The 13915-nt window shown below is 50.9% G+C and carries 15 protein-coding genes; 1 reads left to right on the forward strand and 14 read right to left on the reverse strand.

Going from position 1 to position 13915, the window contains the following annotated elements:
- Positions 1-204 precede the first annotated feature (204 nt).
- The 12 genes from H8S44_RS09680 to H8S44_RS09735 all read right to left on the reverse strand — a co-directional run bounded on the left by H8S44_RS09680 (position 205) and on the right by H8S44_RS09735 (position 12190).
- Positions 205-1611: an oxaloacetate decarboxylase subunit alpha gene (locus H8S44_RS09680; protein WP_186873489.1), complete on the reverse strand. Its 1407-nt coding sequence runs from the start codon at positions 1609-1611 to the stop codon at positions 205-207.
- 113 nt (positions 1612-1724) lie between these two features.
- A complete protein-coding gene (locus tag H8S44_RS09685) occupies positions 1725-2873 on the reverse strand; it encodes a sodium ion-translocating decarboxylase subunit beta (RefSeq protein ID WP_178038572.1) in 1149 nt (382 codons plus the stop codon).
- Positions 2874-2910: 37 nt separating this feature from the next.
- Positions 2911-3282 (reverse strand): biotin/lipoyl-containing protein, encoded by a 372-nt coding sequence (locus H8S44_RS09690; protein ID WP_186873490.1) that lies wholly within the window; start codon positions 3280-3282, stop codon positions 2911-2913.
- 31 nt (positions 3283-3313) lie between these two features.
- A complete protein-coding gene (locus H8S44_RS09695; protein WP_186873491.1) occupies positions 3314-4135 on the reverse strand; it encodes an OadG family protein in 822 nt (273 codons plus the stop codon).
- Positions 4136-4149: 14 nt separating this feature from the next.
- Positions 4150-5544 (reverse strand): acyl-CoA carboxylase subunit beta, encoded by a 1395-nt coding sequence (locus H8S44_RS09700; protein WP_186873492.1) that lies wholly within the window; start codon positions 5542-5544, stop codon positions 4150-4152.
- A gap of 206 nt (positions 5545-5750) precedes the next feature.
- On the reverse strand, positions 5751-6161 hold the full coding sequence (locus tag H8S44_RS09705) for a CBS domain-containing protein (RefSeq protein WP_186873493.1): 411 nt from the start codon (positions 6159-6161) through the stop codon (positions 5751-5753).
- Between the two features lie 37 nt (positions 6162-6198).
- Positions 6199-7731, reverse strand: a complete 1533-nt coding sequence (gene cls / locus H8S44_RS09710) for a cardiolipin synthase (protein ID WP_186873494.1) — start codon at positions 7729-7731, stop codon at positions 6199-6201.
- A 139-nt stretch (positions 7732-7870) separates the two neighbouring features.
- Positions 7871-8845 carry a M15 family metallopeptidase gene (locus H8S44_RS09715; RefSeq protein WP_186873495.1) on the reverse strand — a complete coding sequence of 325 codons (975 nt, stop codon included), beginning with the start codon at positions 8843-8845 and terminating at the stop codon, positions 7871-7873.
- Between the two features lie 121 nt (positions 8846-8966).
- Positions 8967-9614 carry an ABC-2 transporter permease gene (locus H8S44_RS09720; RefSeq protein ID WP_186873496.1) on the reverse strand — a complete coding sequence of 216 codons (648 nt, stop codon included), beginning with the start codon at positions 9612-9614 and terminating at the stop codon, positions 8967-8969.
- The gene (locus tag H8S44_RS09725; protein ID WP_186873497.1) at positions 9611-10483 is read right to left on the reverse strand and encodes an ABC transporter ATP-binding protein; all 873 of its coding nucleotides are present in this window, start codon (positions 10481-10483) and stop codon (positions 9611-9613) included. Before H8S44_RS09725 ends, H8S44_RS09720 begins: the two co-directional genes overlap by 4 nt.
- A 2-nt stretch (positions 10484-10485) precedes the next feature.
- Positions 10486-10860: a GntR family transcriptional regulator gene (locus H8S44_RS09730; protein ID WP_186873498.1), complete on the reverse strand. Its 375-nt coding sequence runs from the start codon at positions 10858-10860 to the stop codon at positions 10486-10488.
- A 151-nt stretch (positions 10861-11011) separates the two neighbouring features.
- Positions 11012-12190, reverse strand: a complete 1179-nt coding sequence (locus H8S44_RS09735; protein ID WP_186873499.1) for a C40 family peptidase — start codon at positions 12188-12190, stop codon at positions 11012-11014.
- 252 nt (positions 12191-12442) lie between these two features.
- Here H8S44_RS09735 and H8S44_RS09740 point away from each other — a divergent pair, with 252 nt between their 5' ends.
- Positions 12443-12739 carry an ArsR/SmtB family transcription factor gene (locus H8S44_RS09740; RefSeq protein WP_186873500.1) on the forward strand — a complete coding sequence of 99 codons (297 nt, stop codon included), beginning with the start codon at positions 12443-12445 and terminating at the stop codon, positions 12737-12739.
- Between the two features lie 21 nt (positions 12740-12760).
- Here the strand turns inward: H8S44_RS09740 and yfcE are convergent, their stop codons facing one another.
- Both yfcE and smpB read right to left on the reverse strand, forming a co-directional pair.
- Positions 12761-13306, reverse strand: coding sequence for a phosphodiesterase (gene yfcE, locus H8S44_RS09745; protein WP_186873501.1), 546 nt, complete (start codon positions 13304-13306; stop codon positions 12761-12763).
- A 115-nt stretch (positions 13307-13421) separates the two neighbouring features.
- A complete protein-coding gene (smpB, locus tag H8S44_RS09750) occupies positions 13422-13889 on the reverse strand; it encodes an SsrA-binding protein SmpB (protein WP_186873502.1) in 468 nt (155 codons plus the stop codon).
- Between the last annotated feature and the right edge of the window lie 26 nt (positions 13890-13915).

Genomic DNA, 13915 nt, shown 5'->3' on the forward strand with positions numbered 1-13915 from the left:
GTGCCGTTGGCACATTCTCGCGCCGAGGCGCGGTTGCCTTGGCAACCATCTACCACTGCGCCGAGTGCGCATCTTTGCAAGCTCTGCTTGCTTTTATGGAATAGGGAATTCTATCGGAATTTCCTATTCCATGAAAAACAGCGTCGACGAAACCCGCCAACGCTGTTAGTGTACCACATTTTTGCCGGATCGGCAATCTGTGATTTAAACCGGATATGCTCCATTCTCGGTGTCTGCCACAGTGGCATCCATCTTCTTCTGCTGTGCGTCTCTGTACTTGAAGAAATCGGTAGCTACCTGCGGGAACAGTGCGTAGGTCAGAACGTCCTCCGGCTGCTCCTCGTACTGCTTCATCTCGCTCTCCAGAGTCGGAAGCTCGTTGGGAACCAGGTCTGCCGGACGGCAGGTGATCACCTCGGCGTCGCCGATACACTTCTTCTGAACCTCCGGATTGAAGGGCTTTACTGTCTTTCCGTAGTGTCCGGACAGCAGGTCCTTGGACTCCTTGGTTACCATCTTGTAACGCTCACCGCCTACTACGTTCATAACAGCCTGTGTACCTACAATCTGGGAGGACGGCGTTACCAGCGGGCACTCACCGAAGTCCTTACGTACACGCGGAACCTCCTCCAACACCTCGTAGTACTTGTCGGAAGCACCCAGATCCTTCAGCTGGGAAGTCAGGTTGGACAGCATACCGCCCGGTACCTGATACAGCAGGGTCTTGATATTAACTCCCAGGTTCTTCGGATTCAGCAGGCCGCTCTCCAGAGCCTCGTCGCGCATGGGACGGAAGTAATCCGCAATCTCAGCCAGAAGCTTCTGGTCATAGCCTGTGTCATAGGGTGTGCCCTTAAATGTCTCGACCATAACCTCGGTGGCCGGCTGGGAAGTACCCAGAGCAAAGGGAGACATAGCACAGTCGATGACGTCTACGCCGGCCTCTACTGCCTTTAAGTAGGTCATGGAAGCCACGCCGGAGGTATAGTGTGTATGCAGCTGAATCGGGATCTTAACGGTCTCTTTCAGTGCCTTAACCAGCTCAGTAGCCTTATACGGAAGCAACAGGCCCGCCATATCCTTGATACAGATGGAATTTGCGCCCATCTCCTCGATATTCTTGGCCATGGTGGTCCAGTACTCCAGGGTGTACGCGTCGCCCAGGGTGTAGGACAGCGCTACCTGTGCGTGGCCCTTCTCTTTATTAGCCGCCTTTACTGCGGTCTGCAGATTGCGCAAGTCGTTCAGACAGTCAAAGATACGAATGATATCAATACCATTCGCGATGGACTTCTGTACGAAATACTCTACCACATCGTCGCCATAGGGACGATAGCCCAGGATATTCTGTCCACGGAACAGCATCTGCAGCGGAGTCTTCTTGGCTTTGTCTTTGATTTTACGAAGTCTCTCCCAGGGATCCTCATGCAGGAAACGAAGGGATGCGTCGAAGGTAGCTCCTCCCCAGCACTCCAGGGAATGGTAGCCTACCTGATCCAGTTTTTCCACGATGGGCAGCATCTGCTCTGTGGACATACGTGTAGCGATCAGGGACTGATGCGCGTCACGCAGGATAGTCTCGGTAATCTGTACCGGTTTGATATCTGACATGATATTTCCTCCTATTTTACTAATGAAGTTAAGGTCAAAAAGTCTTTTGCCCCTAACAGGATGCCACAGAATTACTCCCGCTGCTTTGCAGCTCCCGTAATTCTGCAAGTATCCTAAATCCCGAAAATTGCCATAAAGGTTCCGGCTGCTACGGCCGTACCGATAACTCCGGCTACGTTCGGTCCCATGGCATGCATCAGCAGGAAGTTGGTCGGATCTGCTTCCGCTCCTACCTTCTGTGATACACGGGCTGCCATCGGAACTGCGGAAACTCCGGCGGAACCGATCAGCGGGTTAATCTTGCCCTTGCTGAGCACGCACATAAGCTTGCCCAGAAGAACGCCGGCCGCGGTACCGAACGCGAACGCAATCAGACCCAGGGCTACGATCTTCAGTGTGCTGATATTCAGGAATGCCTCTGCGCTGGTGGTTGCTCCTACGGAGGTACCAAGCAGAATAACAACGATGTACATCAGGGCGTTGGACGCTGTATCCATCAGCTGACGTACCACGCCGGACTCGCGGAACAGGTTACCCAGCATCAGGGCACCTACCAGCGGAGCGGTGGTCGGCAGGATCAGGCAGACAACGATGGTTACAATAATCGGGAACAGGATCTTCTCCAGCTTAGATACCGGACGAAGCTGCTCCATCTTAATTTTACGCTCTTTCTCGGTTGTCAGCAGCTTCATGATAGGCGGCTGAATAATCGGAACCAGAGACATATAGGAATAAGCAGCTACCGCAATGGGTCCAAGCAAAGCGGTCTGCTCCAGCTTTCCGGCCAGGAAGATGGAAGTCGGGCCGTCTGCTCCACCGATGATGGAGATAGCCGCTGCCGCCTTGTCGGAAAAGCCCATGAGCATAGCGCCCAGATAAGCTGCGAAAATACCGAACTGAGCTGCCGCTCCCAGAAGGAAGCTCTTCGGATTCGCGATCAGCGGACCGAAGTCGGTCATGGCTCCGACGCCCATGAAGATCAGGGACGGCAGGACAGACCACTCATCCAGTACATAGAAGTAGTACAAAAGTCCGCCTACTCCGTTTGATGTTTCCTCCGGACTTGCGATAATATCCGGATAAATATTTACAAGAAGCATACCAAAAGCGATCGGAACCAGAAGAAGAGGCTCGTACTCTTTTTTGATAGCCAGATACAGGAACACGCATGCCACCAGGACCATGACGTAATTTCCCCAGGTCAGGTTAAAAAACGCGGTCTGATGCATGAGGTTTCCCAGGGTTTCTAAAATGTATCCCATGTCTTAACCTCCGTTGATTTCTCTTAAGGCTATGCCATTAGTTCAGGGATGCCAGTAAATCTCCGGACTCTACAGCCTGGCCTACGCTTACGTTGATGCCTGCTACGGTGCCGTCCTGGGGTGCTACTACCGGGATCTCCATCTTCATTGCCTCAAGAATGATGATGCTGTCACCAGACTTCACTGCCTGTCCGACACTTGCTTCTACCTTCAGTACCTTGCCCGGTACGGAAGCTTTTACTGCTACTGCGCCTGCTGCCGCGGGAGCTGCTGCCTTCGGAGCTGCTGCCGGTGCCGGTGCTGCTGCGGGAGCTGCCGCTGCGGGAGCTGCTGCTACTGCGCCTGCGCCCTTTTCTTCTACGACTACATCATAAGCTACGCCATTTACGGTAATTGTATAATTTTTCATTTCTATGAATCCTCCTAAATATGAGCATGCGCTATGCTTTTTTCCATTTGTTGTTGCTTCTGCGCTTAATGGAACGTACCACAAAGCCATCGGTGGATGTCCCCTCTGCCGCCGCGATAGCCGCAGTAATCACTGCGATCAGCTGCAGATCGTCCGCGGGAGCGGTCTCTGCCGATGCCGCAGGAGCCGGTGCAGGCGCAGGTGCCGCTGCCTTTTCTGCCTCTGCCTTCTTTGCTTTTCCACGATTTTCAAATACGGATACATATCTAAACAGGGAAATGATAAAGGCAAGCAGAATCAGCACTGCGAATACGGAGCCCATACCGATCAGGGTATTCAGAGCCGCCTTCTTGGCAATCTCGCCGGTGCTGTAAATCGGGTCCATGGTTACGGTGGTAACCACATTGTCTTTATTGAACTCCAGGCTCAGACGCATGTCGTGATCCGTAAACGCGTAAACTGCGCTGTAGGTCACATTGCCGTCCTTGTCTGTGGTGCCGCCCTCATATTCCTTTACATCCACGAATTCGCCGAACTCGTCGATGTTGGCGTCATAGGACTTCAGCAGACTTAAATAAGCGTCTGCGGTAAAATCAAACTTCTTTCCGGTTCCGCCGATGTAGGGATACAGATCTACCTGCTGCTCAAAATCATCATAATTCTCTTCCAGATTATTTAACTGAGCATCCAGGGACTCCGCATCATAAGATACCAGCATCTCCACATAGCTGTCAAGCTTTGCCTGATACTCCGCTTCGTTCGGAAGGGTCTCCTTGGAAGAAGCGCAGCCGGTCAGTACGAGAAGTCCCGCCAGGAGCAGCAGAGCCGATAATTTTTTCAAGCTTCGTTTCATACTCTTCACTCCTCTTAGACGGTTCCGTGTTTCTTCGCCGGACGGTCCTCTCTCTTGGTAAATAACATCTCAAAGGCGCCGATGACATACTTTCTGGTGTCCTGGGCCTCGATTACGGTGTCCACATAGCCCCGTGCCGCTGCTGCGTCTACGCTGTCCTGAAGAGCTGCGTACTCTGCAGCCTTCTCCTGCTGGGTAGCAGCGTCTGCGTCTGCGTACATGACCTTTGCTGCCAGGGAAGCATCCATCATGCCCACCTTGGCGTCGCTCCATGCGTATACCAGATCCGCGCCGATTCCCTTGCTGTTCATCACCACATAAGCGCTGCCGTAAGCCTCGCCTGCGATGACATTTACCTTCGGAACGGTAGCGTTCGCGAATGCGTAGGTAAGCTTGGCTGCCGCCTTGCCGATGTTACGCTCGGTACACAGGGAAGCCTTGAAGCCCTTCACATTGGTAATGGTCAGAACCGGGATATTGAAGGCATCGCAGAACTCCACGAACTCAGCAGCCTTCTGGGCGCCTCTCGCGCTCATCTCCTGCTCGCCGTTGGCTACCGCGCCTACGGTCATACCGTTCAGATGGATGAAGCCTGTCACCATATCCTTAGCATAAGCTGCCTTTGTCTCATAGAAAGACTTGCCATCCGCAATGGTTGAAAGGATATAGGCTGCGGAATACTCCACGCCCTGAAGCTCTGCACAAACACGGTTCAGGTCGTCCGCGCAGTCGGAGTAGCAGCCCTCTTCCTCGTTATTGCCCGGAAGCATGCTGACCAGCGCGCGGATCTGAGCCAGGATACCTGCCTCATCTGCCACTGCGTCCACGCTTCCCACTTCTTCTGCCTGGAACGCAGCAGAAGCGCTGTCACACTTCTGGGTGTTATTGCCTGCGATAGCATTGGGAGCGTTCACGAAAAGCTTCGCGTCCTTCTCCTCCATGAATGTGAAATCAGAAAGCCCCGGTACGATAGCCAGTCCGCCGCCGCAGTGACCGAACACTGCCGTGATCTGCGGAACTACGCCGGATGCAAGTGTCTGCTGGGTATAGATCTCTCCGAACGCGTTCAGAGCGTCCACGCCCTCCTGCAGACGAACGCCCGCGCAGTCAATAAGACCGATGATCGGCGCTCCCATTTTACATGCCATCTGGTACAGACGTACAATCTTCTTTGCGTGCATCTCACCCAGGGTTCCGTTCAATACGGAAGCGTCCTGGCTGTACACGTAGACCAGATTACCGTCAATCAGACCGTAACCGGTAACTACTCCGTCAGACGGGCACTTGGACTGCTGCATATTGAAGTCCGTGCTTCTGGCAGTCACCTGTCCGCCGATTTCCACAAAACTGTTCCCGTCAAGCAGGCCCTCAATTCTTCTGCTTGCCGGGCTCTGTGCTGTATTACTCATTTCCAGCCCTCCATATATTTATTTGATGCTTTGTATAAAGTAGCATTGATACAAAACGATATCGGAATCAATTTTAACAAAAATTGGGCTGAGAATCAAGGTGAAATATGTCACAAAATTTCCTTTTTCGCATAAAATTTATAATGGCCGTATAAAAAAAGAGAATAGTCGACACTATTCCCTTTTACAGGATTCCACCCTGTTTGCTATTCAATTTTCGTATAAGCCTTATAGCAGAATTCAATAATATCCTTCCGGGTCACGATTCCGATAAAAATACCCTTATCGTCGATGACCGGCACAAAGTTCTGATTCATGGCCTTGGAAACCAGATCCTCCATATTGGCATTGATGGAGATGGGCTCCACCCGGGTTCTCCGCTTCACCGTCTCCAGGGGAACCTCCTCCGCCTGCTTCAGATCCAGGGAAAACTTATTCTTCAAGGCCCAGAGGAAATCACCCTCGGTGATGGTGCCCTCGTATTCTCCCCTCCGGTTAATGACCGGAATCGCAGTGTAGCCGCTGCGCTCCAGCTTTTCCAGGCCCTGACGCATGGAAAAATCATCGTAAAGGTAGGACACCTCACCCTTCGGTTTCATAAAAAACAAAATATTCATTTGTAAATACCCCTTCCGTCTCCTTTTCTTTCCCCTCTTATAATAATGGTGAAAATACCCGAAGTACCGCGCAGAACAGTTTTCCGAAGAAGCCCTGTCTGGTATCGCTCATATGGATCTCCCGACACTTCTCCATGGTGGCCAGGCTGTCCTTCTTCACATCTGCGATGAGCGGCGTCCGGTAGAAAAAGGTACCGCACTCAAAATGCAGATACAGGCTCCGGTAATCCATATTGATGGTGCCCACCACCGCGCATTCGTCGTCGCATACAAAGGACTTGGCATGCAGGAATCCGGGTGTATATTCGTAGATCCGCACACCGGCCTTTAAAAGCACCGGATAATAGGAACGGGTCAGCTGAAAAATAGTCTTCTTATCCGGAATACCCGGTGTCACGATCCGCACATCCACGCCCCGCTTTGCCGCCAGGCAAAGGGCCGTCTGCATCTCATGATCTACTATCAGATAGGGTGTAAAGATATACACATAATCTCTGGCCCGGTTCAGGATATTCAGGTACACATTCTCACCCAGAAGCTCGTCGTCCAGAGGTGTATCTCCGTAAGGCTGTACAAAGCCTTCTCCCTCGAAGGGCTCCGGGTGCCACACATGGGGCCGGTAGGCCTCAAAGGACTCATCCGTATGCCGGTAGGCGTTCCACATCCGTAGGAACATAACCGTATAGTTCCAGACCGCCTCGCCCTTCAGCATGAAGCCCGTATCCTTCCAGTGGCCAAAACGCACCTTTTCGTTGATATATTCGTCCGCCAGATTCACGCCGCCGCTGAAGGCCGTATGTCCGTCGATAACCGCTATCTTCCGGTGATCCCGGTTATTCATGACCAGCGACCACAGTGGGATAAAGGGATTGAAAGCAAAGCTCTTGATTCCCCTGGACTCCAGAAACAGTGTATAGCCCGCCGGAAGCAGGGATACGCAGCCCAAATCATCATAAATGAACCTCACGTCCACACCGGCCGCCGCCTTTTCCTCCAGAATCTCCCGGATGCTGTTCCACATCTTTCCTTCGCCTACAATGAAGAACTCCATGAAGATAAAGTGTTCTGCCTTCCGAAGTTCCTCCAGGAAAGCCGCAAAGTATTCTTCTCCAATGGGATAATACATTGCGTCCGTATGTTCCCATACGGGATACCCTCCTGTCTCCGACAGATAATAGGACTCTCCGCAGACACCCCGGTCCAGTACGCTGATATTCTTCAGCACCGACGTATCCTGTGTCAGGGCATCCGGCATCCGTTTCCGCTCTGTTTCCATCCGTCTTCGCATGCCCCTGGAGGGACGCTTGTGGCCCACTGCCACATAAAAAAGTCCGCCCAGCAGAGGAACGATCAGAACCAGAATAATCCACGCCATTTTATAAGCCGGATTATCCTCCGTATTGATAATCCACAGAACTGTCAGAAAGCTCAGTACTGTAAAAGCCAGAGAAATCACGGTGGAATATCCGGTCAGCTTTGTGAAAAACACCAGAAACCATCCCAGCTGAACCGCCAGCAGGATTCCGAAAATCACCAGTCTGTTCAATACCTTTTTTAACAGTTTTTTCATCGTGTCCCCCTCTTTCGTCCTATCTATCCTACCATATTTTCCGTCCCTTTCCAACTGCCCGGAGCGCGATTTCACAAAAATTTAAGGACTGTAAAAATGTGGTTTTTACAGCCCCTGTCTCTTTTCTGTTTTATTTCTGTCAGATATTCGACTCTGCCGCCTGCTGTTCTTCCTGATTTGGCGCACTTTCCTGGCCCGGTGCCGCCGTCTGCTCCTCCGGATTCACTGCATTCTCCTGAGCCGGCGCCACCGCTTTTTTCTTCGGTCTCGGCACGTAGTCATAGGTGACTGCCTCTCCCTCAGATACCGGCTTCGCACCCAAATATTCCTCCAGGGTCACGCCCTGCTCGTAAATCTCTTTCGCCGCTTCCTTTCCCACATAACGGAAATGCCAGGGCTCATAAATGATGCCCGTAATATCCGTGCTTCCGTTGGGATAACGCAAGATAAAGCCGTACTCCCAGCTATGGGCCTTCAGCCACTGGAAGCCTCTGGTATTCTCCTGCTTTTCATCCAGCTTCCGGTATTCCGAAGAAACCATATCCAGGGCCAGTCCCAGATGATGCTCACTGGTTCCGGGAACTGCCACCACCTGACCGGCTTTCTCCTTGGCGTCCTCCAGGGAATATCCCTGCCGGAGATAGGAATCTGTCTTTTTCTGATACAGCGAAATCTGCTTGTCCCGATCCCGGTATGAGGACGTCACATAGATGTATACCCCGTCTGCCTTAGAGGCCTGTATCATGGCCCGGAAGTCGTCGTAGGCTCTGGCGTCGATCTGGTGTCCGCTTCCGATGGACTTTAACTCCACCTCATAATCATCGGGAATGGGATGGGTCTTATTTACCAGAATCAGGTTCCAGTCCTCCGGCAGATGCTCTTCCGCATCCTCCGGCTCCGTCTCTTCTTCTGTATCTTCTGCGTCTGTGTCTTCAGCTGTCGTGTCTTCCGTACCTTCCGCTGCTTCCAAAGCCAGCTTCTGCGCTTCTCTCTCCTCCCGGGCGCTCCGTTCTGCATTCTGCGCGTATGCCGTACCGATGACCATACCGGCGCAGAGCACCACGGAAAGGCTGCCCACGTATAACAATGTCCGTCTTTTCTGCCGTCTTGTCATAATCCTTTCGTATCCTCTCCTGACCTTTCTGTTTTGTCCGCTATTCAGTATAAAAGAAAAGAGCCTGATTTACCAGACCCTTTTCCTGAAAACTTTATTAAGATTTTCTGAATCTCTTTCCTTACCATTCCCTATTTTCCATAATCCGGACGGAAATCCGGTAGGAGAAAATCATCCCCAGGAGTGTCAGCACTCCGAACACGGCTACCCCCGTCATAAATTCCCGAGCGCCCAGATTCAACAACCATTGCTTCATATGGTCAATGCTGAACAGCAGTGCAAAGCAGGCAAAAATAATCAGATAAATCGCCACGAATAAAAATCTTGATTTTTCCACGCCAAACTTATAATTGCAGGGCAGCACAACCACTGCTGTCATCAGATAAATACAGCTGATAGAAAGCGTGGAAACCACGACCTCTCCATAGCCTATCTCGGATTTCGCTCCCAGCGCCGCAGTCATGCCAAAACCGCCCAGCACCCCCAACACTGTTATGGCTGCAAAGAGAATCAGCGCGAACAGATATTTTGCCTGCACCAGCTTTTTGGGACTTAACGGAAAGGTCAACGCATATCCGTTAAAATGGGAAACCTCATCCCAGGACGCTGTCGTAATCAGAATCATCAGGCCATATACCAGAAGCAGGCTGGTAAACATGGTTGAATTGTGGACGGCCATTCCCCATGCCATCAGGCATACCATGGAAATCAGATAAACCTTCCCCATCTGCCGCAGTGTATACAAATCCTTTAAAATCAACCCTTTCATTTTATACACCTCTCATTCTCCGGCTTTTCTGCCGTATAAAGCAGAATATCCTCCAGGCTCACCCGATCCACCGCCAGATGCTCGCCCGGCTTCAGTCCTTCCCGGCTTCGCACCAGCACTTCCGTATCAAACCGGCCATGGCGGACACCCACAACCGTCTTCGGATCCAGCTTCGCCGCCACCTCATCACTACACCGCACCAGTGCGTACTGCTCCAGCAAAGTATCCCGATCTTCATACAAAAGAATCCTTCCCTTATGAATCAGCAGAATATAGTCCGCAATCTTCTCTATATCACTGGTAATATGGGAGGAGAAAAATACTGTGTGATGCTCATCCATTACAAACTCCCGGAGCATATCGAGAATCTCCGCACGTACCACCGGATCCAGACCGCTGGTTGCTTCATCCAGAATCAAAAGCCGCGCCTGATGCGACATGGCCACCGCGATAGACAGCTTCATCTTCATTCCTCTGGAATATTCTTTGATCTTCTTTTTCCCCGGAATCCCGAACCGTTCACAAAGTTTGAAAAAAAGTTTCTCCTGCCAGTTTTTAAATATGGCCTTCAGCATCCGGTTCACATCTTCCCGACTGATATGCTCCGGGAAACAGTTTTCATCAAACACTACACCAATCTGTTCCTTCAATGCTTCCTCTCTTGCGCCGTCCGGTTCCCCGAGCAGGGAAATCTCACCATCGTCTCTCTTTATCAGTCCCAAAATAGCCTTCATAGTAGTACTCTTGCCCGCGCCGTTTTCTCCGATGAAACCCACGATACTCCCCTCCGGAACCCGGAAACTCACATTCTCCAACACAAAGTCCGGATACCGTTTTACCAGATTTCGTACCTCAATGGCTCCGTTCATATTCATGCCTCCTCGAATAATAATTTCAAAATGTCCACAAGCTCTGTCTCGTCCATCCCGCACTGTCTGGCCGCGTCCACGGCTGCCTGCAGGTGCCCTTCCACGGCCCTGAGCCGCTCCTCCCGGACAAATTCCTGATCCGCTTCTTTTACGAAGCTTCCTTTTCCCACTATGGTGGTGATAAATCCCTCCCGCTCCAGCTCCTCATAAGCCCGCTTAGTAGTAATCACACTGATCCGAAGCTCCTTGGCCAGCAGCCGCATGGAGGGCAGCGCCTCCCCGGGCTTCAGCGTTCCATTCATAATCTGGCCTTTCAGTTGGGCGGTAATCTGCTCGTAGATGGGCTTTCCGCTGGAATTACTGATAATAATATTCATAGGCCTTCCTTCTCACTCTCTGTTTTATGTTTATATATTGTATATATCACATATACACAATATAGTCAACAATTTTTTTGCTGTGTGAAACAAAAACGACGCCATTTCCTTTCGGAAATGGCGCCGACTGTATCTTTTCACTCTGTATTCTTTAATAGTATCTTCTGACGGATAAAATCGGACGATAGTTAGCTGAACTTACCTTAATCCCCGTCTTGGGTGTGCTGGCATGAACGATCCGTCCACCTCCGATATAAATACCCACATGTCCCCCATAGTAGATGATGTCTCCGGCCTGGGCGTCGGAATAGCTCACAGACTTTCCGGAACGTCCCTGGGCGTCAGACTGACGGGGAATGGAGATCCCGAAATGCTGGTGTACTGCCCAGGTAAAACCGGAGCAGTCCGCGCCGTTGGTCAGGCTGGTGCCGCCGGATACATAGGGATTCCCCACAAACTTCAGTGCGTAGCTGGCAATGGAGGAGCCAGAACCGCCGCCGGATACGGTGGCTGAGGATCCGGAGCTGCTTCCGTTTGACTTGGATCCGGAGGTACTGTTACTCTTCGCAGCAGCCGCCTCCTGCTCCTTCCGTTTCCGCTCCGCTTCCAACTTCTTCAGCTTGGTCTGCTGCTCCTGCAGCTGCTTTTTATAAGTCGCCGCCTGGGACTTGGCTGCCGCCAGCTGGTTATCGTAATCGGCCTGTTCTGCCTTTTTCTGAGCCAGAGCAGACTCGGTCTCGCTCTTCTGTTCCTCATATTCGGCCTGCAAATCTTCCATATCTGCTTTTTCCTGCTCCAGTTCATCCAACAGATCCGCCACTTCCTGCTTAGTCTCCTGGTATTCCAGAACCATCTCCCGGTCCTTGGTCTGGATCTCCTGGGCAAAATCCGCCCGATTCAGAAAATCCGAAAAATTCTCTGCCTGCAAGAACAGGGACAGATAATCCATATCGCCTTCCTCATAGATATACTGAATCCGAAGCTTCATAGCCTCATACTGGGCTTCTTCCTTGGCCTTAGCCTCATCATACTGGGCCTGTGCTTCCTCCACTTCCGCTTCTTTGGCCACGATATCGCTTTCCAGCAGCTCAATATTCAATACCAGATCCACCAGATCCGAATCCAGGGAATCAATCTCGCTGAGAACGCTGCTTCGCTGGCTCTCAATGGACTTCATCTGGGCATTGATCTCATCCAGCTGCTTCTGGGTGGCCTGTTTCTGCTTTTTGATCTCGGACTCTGTGGTCGCCGACGCGGTAATCGGGAAACACAGCACACCCGCCATTAGAAGGGCCGCGGCTTTTCGGCCTGTATATCTGAACTTCTTCATCTGATTCTCTCCATATTCTGTGGTCAATTCGCACAAATATTTTTTCATAAGTACCTTTATTATATCTGGTTTTCTGCTGTATTTCAAGCCGTAGCCCGGAAATTATACGTTCCTTTTTCTTCCATCTTTATATGAATCCGTCACATCATATTCTCATATTATCATACTTTCAAATATCTTCTTGTTTCTTCTTACGCTGTATGCTAAAATAAACTGGAATGTACGGAAAGTACAGGAAAGGAGGCGTCCTATATGAATGAACTGATGCCCGCAGAAGATGAAGTTTATTTTCTTTCGGAATTTTTTAAAGTATTTGCCGATTCCACACGCATTAAAATCCTGTTTGTACTCCGGGATGGAGAGCAGTGCGTCAATGATATCGCCGCAGCCCTGGAGATGTCACAGAGCTCCATTTCCCATCAGCTTCGGGTCCTCAAGCAGAACCGGCTGGTAAAGTTCCGCCGGGACGGGAAGACCATTTACTACTCTCTGGCTGACGCCCATGTGGTGAATATCCTGAGTCAGGGTCTGGAACATATCGAAGAATAGTTCCGTTTCTTTGATCTTCTTTTACTGTGGCTGATATTCCAGCTTTGTATTACCATCCAGATCCTTCCAGATAAATGTTCCATCCTCCAGAATCATATATCCATGCCAGCTGTCCTCCTTGGGAATGGACACGGAGCCGGGGTTCAGATAGGTGTAATTCTCATGCTCTCTGCACACCGGCACATGGGTATGGCCGTGGAGCAGGATATCGCCTTTCTTCAGCATGGGAAGATTTTTCTCATTAAATACATGGCCGTGGGTCGCGAAAATCATCCGTTCATTCAGACAGAGAATGCAGTAGTCCGCCAGGATCGGGAACTCCAGCACCATCTGATCCACCTCGGTGTCGCAGTTTCCCCGCACGCAGAGAATCTCTTCTTTTCTGGGATTCAGCATGGCAATCACCTGCTTGGGCGCATAGTCCTTCGGTAGATCGTTGCGGGGGCCGTGATAGAGAATATCTCCCAGTAAAAGCAGTTTGTCCGCCTGCTCCCTGTCGTACGCTTCCAGCAACTTTTCACAGTAATAAGCAGATCCGTGGATATCGGACGCAATCATCATTTTCATCGTATGTTCCTCCAGCTTTGGGGCTGCACCCGGCAGCCCTTCTCTTGTTTTCGTTCCATTTATCTTAACACAGAATATCCGGTTTTTTCAATCGGTTTCATGAGTGTATTTCCTTCTAATAAAGATTCTTCACCTTAAACTCCTTCTCTGCCTCGCGCCGCTGATCTTTTTTGGCTATATCCTGGCGTTTGTCGTAGAGCTTTTTACCGCGGGCCAGGCCTACCTCGACTTTGACCAGGCTGCCTTTTAAGTAGACCTTTAAGGGAACCATGGTATAGCCCTTTTCGGCCATCTTGGATGCGATCTTTCGTATCTCATATTTGTGCATTAAAAGTTTTCGGGGGCGTAAGGGGTCTTTGTTAAAGATATTTCCCTTCTCATAGGGACTGATGTGCATGCCATAGACCCAGACTTCTTCCTTTTCCACCTTGACGAAGGCCTCTTTGACGCTGCATTTTCCCATGCGGACAGACTTTACTTCTGTACCAGCCAGGGAGATGCCGGTCTCGTAGGTCTCGTCGATGAAATAATCGTGGTATGCCTTCTTGTTATTGGCCACTAATTTGTAATTATCCTTCCCCATATTGTTCTCCTCATCTAACTGTTCAG

Source organism: Anaerosacchariphilus hominis, from assembly GCF_014290175.1.
Taxonomy (GTDB): Bacteria; Bacillota; Clostridia; order Lachnospirales; family Lachnospiraceae; genus Laedolimicola; species Laedolimicola hominis.

Bases quoted from the DNA above. Each gene is read 5' to 3' on its own strand.
- H8S44_RS09680 (WP_186873489.1), bottom strand. From the start codon at position 1,611: ATGTCAGATATCAAACCGGTACAGATTACCGAGACTATCCTGCGTGAC.
- H8S44_RS09685 (WP_178038572.1), bottom strand. From the start codon at position 2,873: ATGGGATACATTTTAGAAACCCTGGGAAACCTCATGCATCAGACCGCG.
- H8S44_RS09690 (WP_186873490.1), bottom strand. From the start codon at position 3,282: ATGAAAAATTATACAATTACCGTAAATGGCGTAGCTTATGATGTAGTC.
- H8S44_RS09695 (WP_186873491.1), bottom strand. From the start codon at position 4,135: ATGAAACGAAGCTTGAAAAAATTATCGGCTCTGCTGCTCCTGGCGGGA.
- H8S44_RS09700 (WP_186873492.1), bottom strand. From the start codon at position 5,544: ATGAGTAATACAGCACAGAGCCCGGCAAGCAGAAGAATTGAGGGCCTG.
- H8S44_RS09705 (WP_186873493.1), bottom strand. From the start codon at position 6,161: ATGAATATTTTGTTTTTTATGAAACCGAAGGGTGAGGTGTCCTACCTT.
- cls (WP_186873494.1), bottom strand. From the start codon at position 7,731: ATGAAAAAACTGTTAAAAAAGGTATTGAACAGACTGGTGATTTTCGGA.
- H8S44_RS09715 (WP_186873495.1), bottom strand. From the start codon at position 8,845: ATGACAAGACGGCAGAAAAGACGGACATTGTTATACGTGGGCAGCCTT.
- H8S44_RS09720 (WP_186873496.1), bottom strand. From the start codon at position 9,614: ATGAAAGGGTTGATTTTAAAGGATTTGTATACACTGCGGCAGATGGGG.
- H8S44_RS09725 (WP_186873497.1), bottom strand. From the start codon at position 10,483: ATGAACGGAGCCATTGAGGTACGAAATCTGGTAAAACGGTATCCGGAC.
- H8S44_RS09730 (WP_186873498.1), bottom strand. From the start codon at position 10,860: ATGAATATTATTATCAGTAATTCCAGCGGAAAGCCCATCTACGAGCAG.
- H8S44_RS09735 (WP_186873499.1), bottom strand. From the start codon at position 12,190: ATGAAGAAGTTCAGATATACAGGCCGAAAAGCCGCGGCCCTTCTAATG.
- H8S44_RS09740 (WP_186873500.1), top strand. From the start codon at position 12,443: ATGAATGAACTGATGCCCGCAGAAGATGAAGTTTATTTTCTTTCGGAA.
- yfcE (WP_186873501.1), bottom strand. From the start codon at position 13,306: ATGAAAATGATGATTGCGTCCGATATCCACGGATCTGCTTATTACTGT.
- smpB (WP_186873502.1), bottom strand. From the start codon at position 13,889: ATGGGGAAGGATAATTACAAATTAGTGGCCAATAACAAGAAGGCATAC.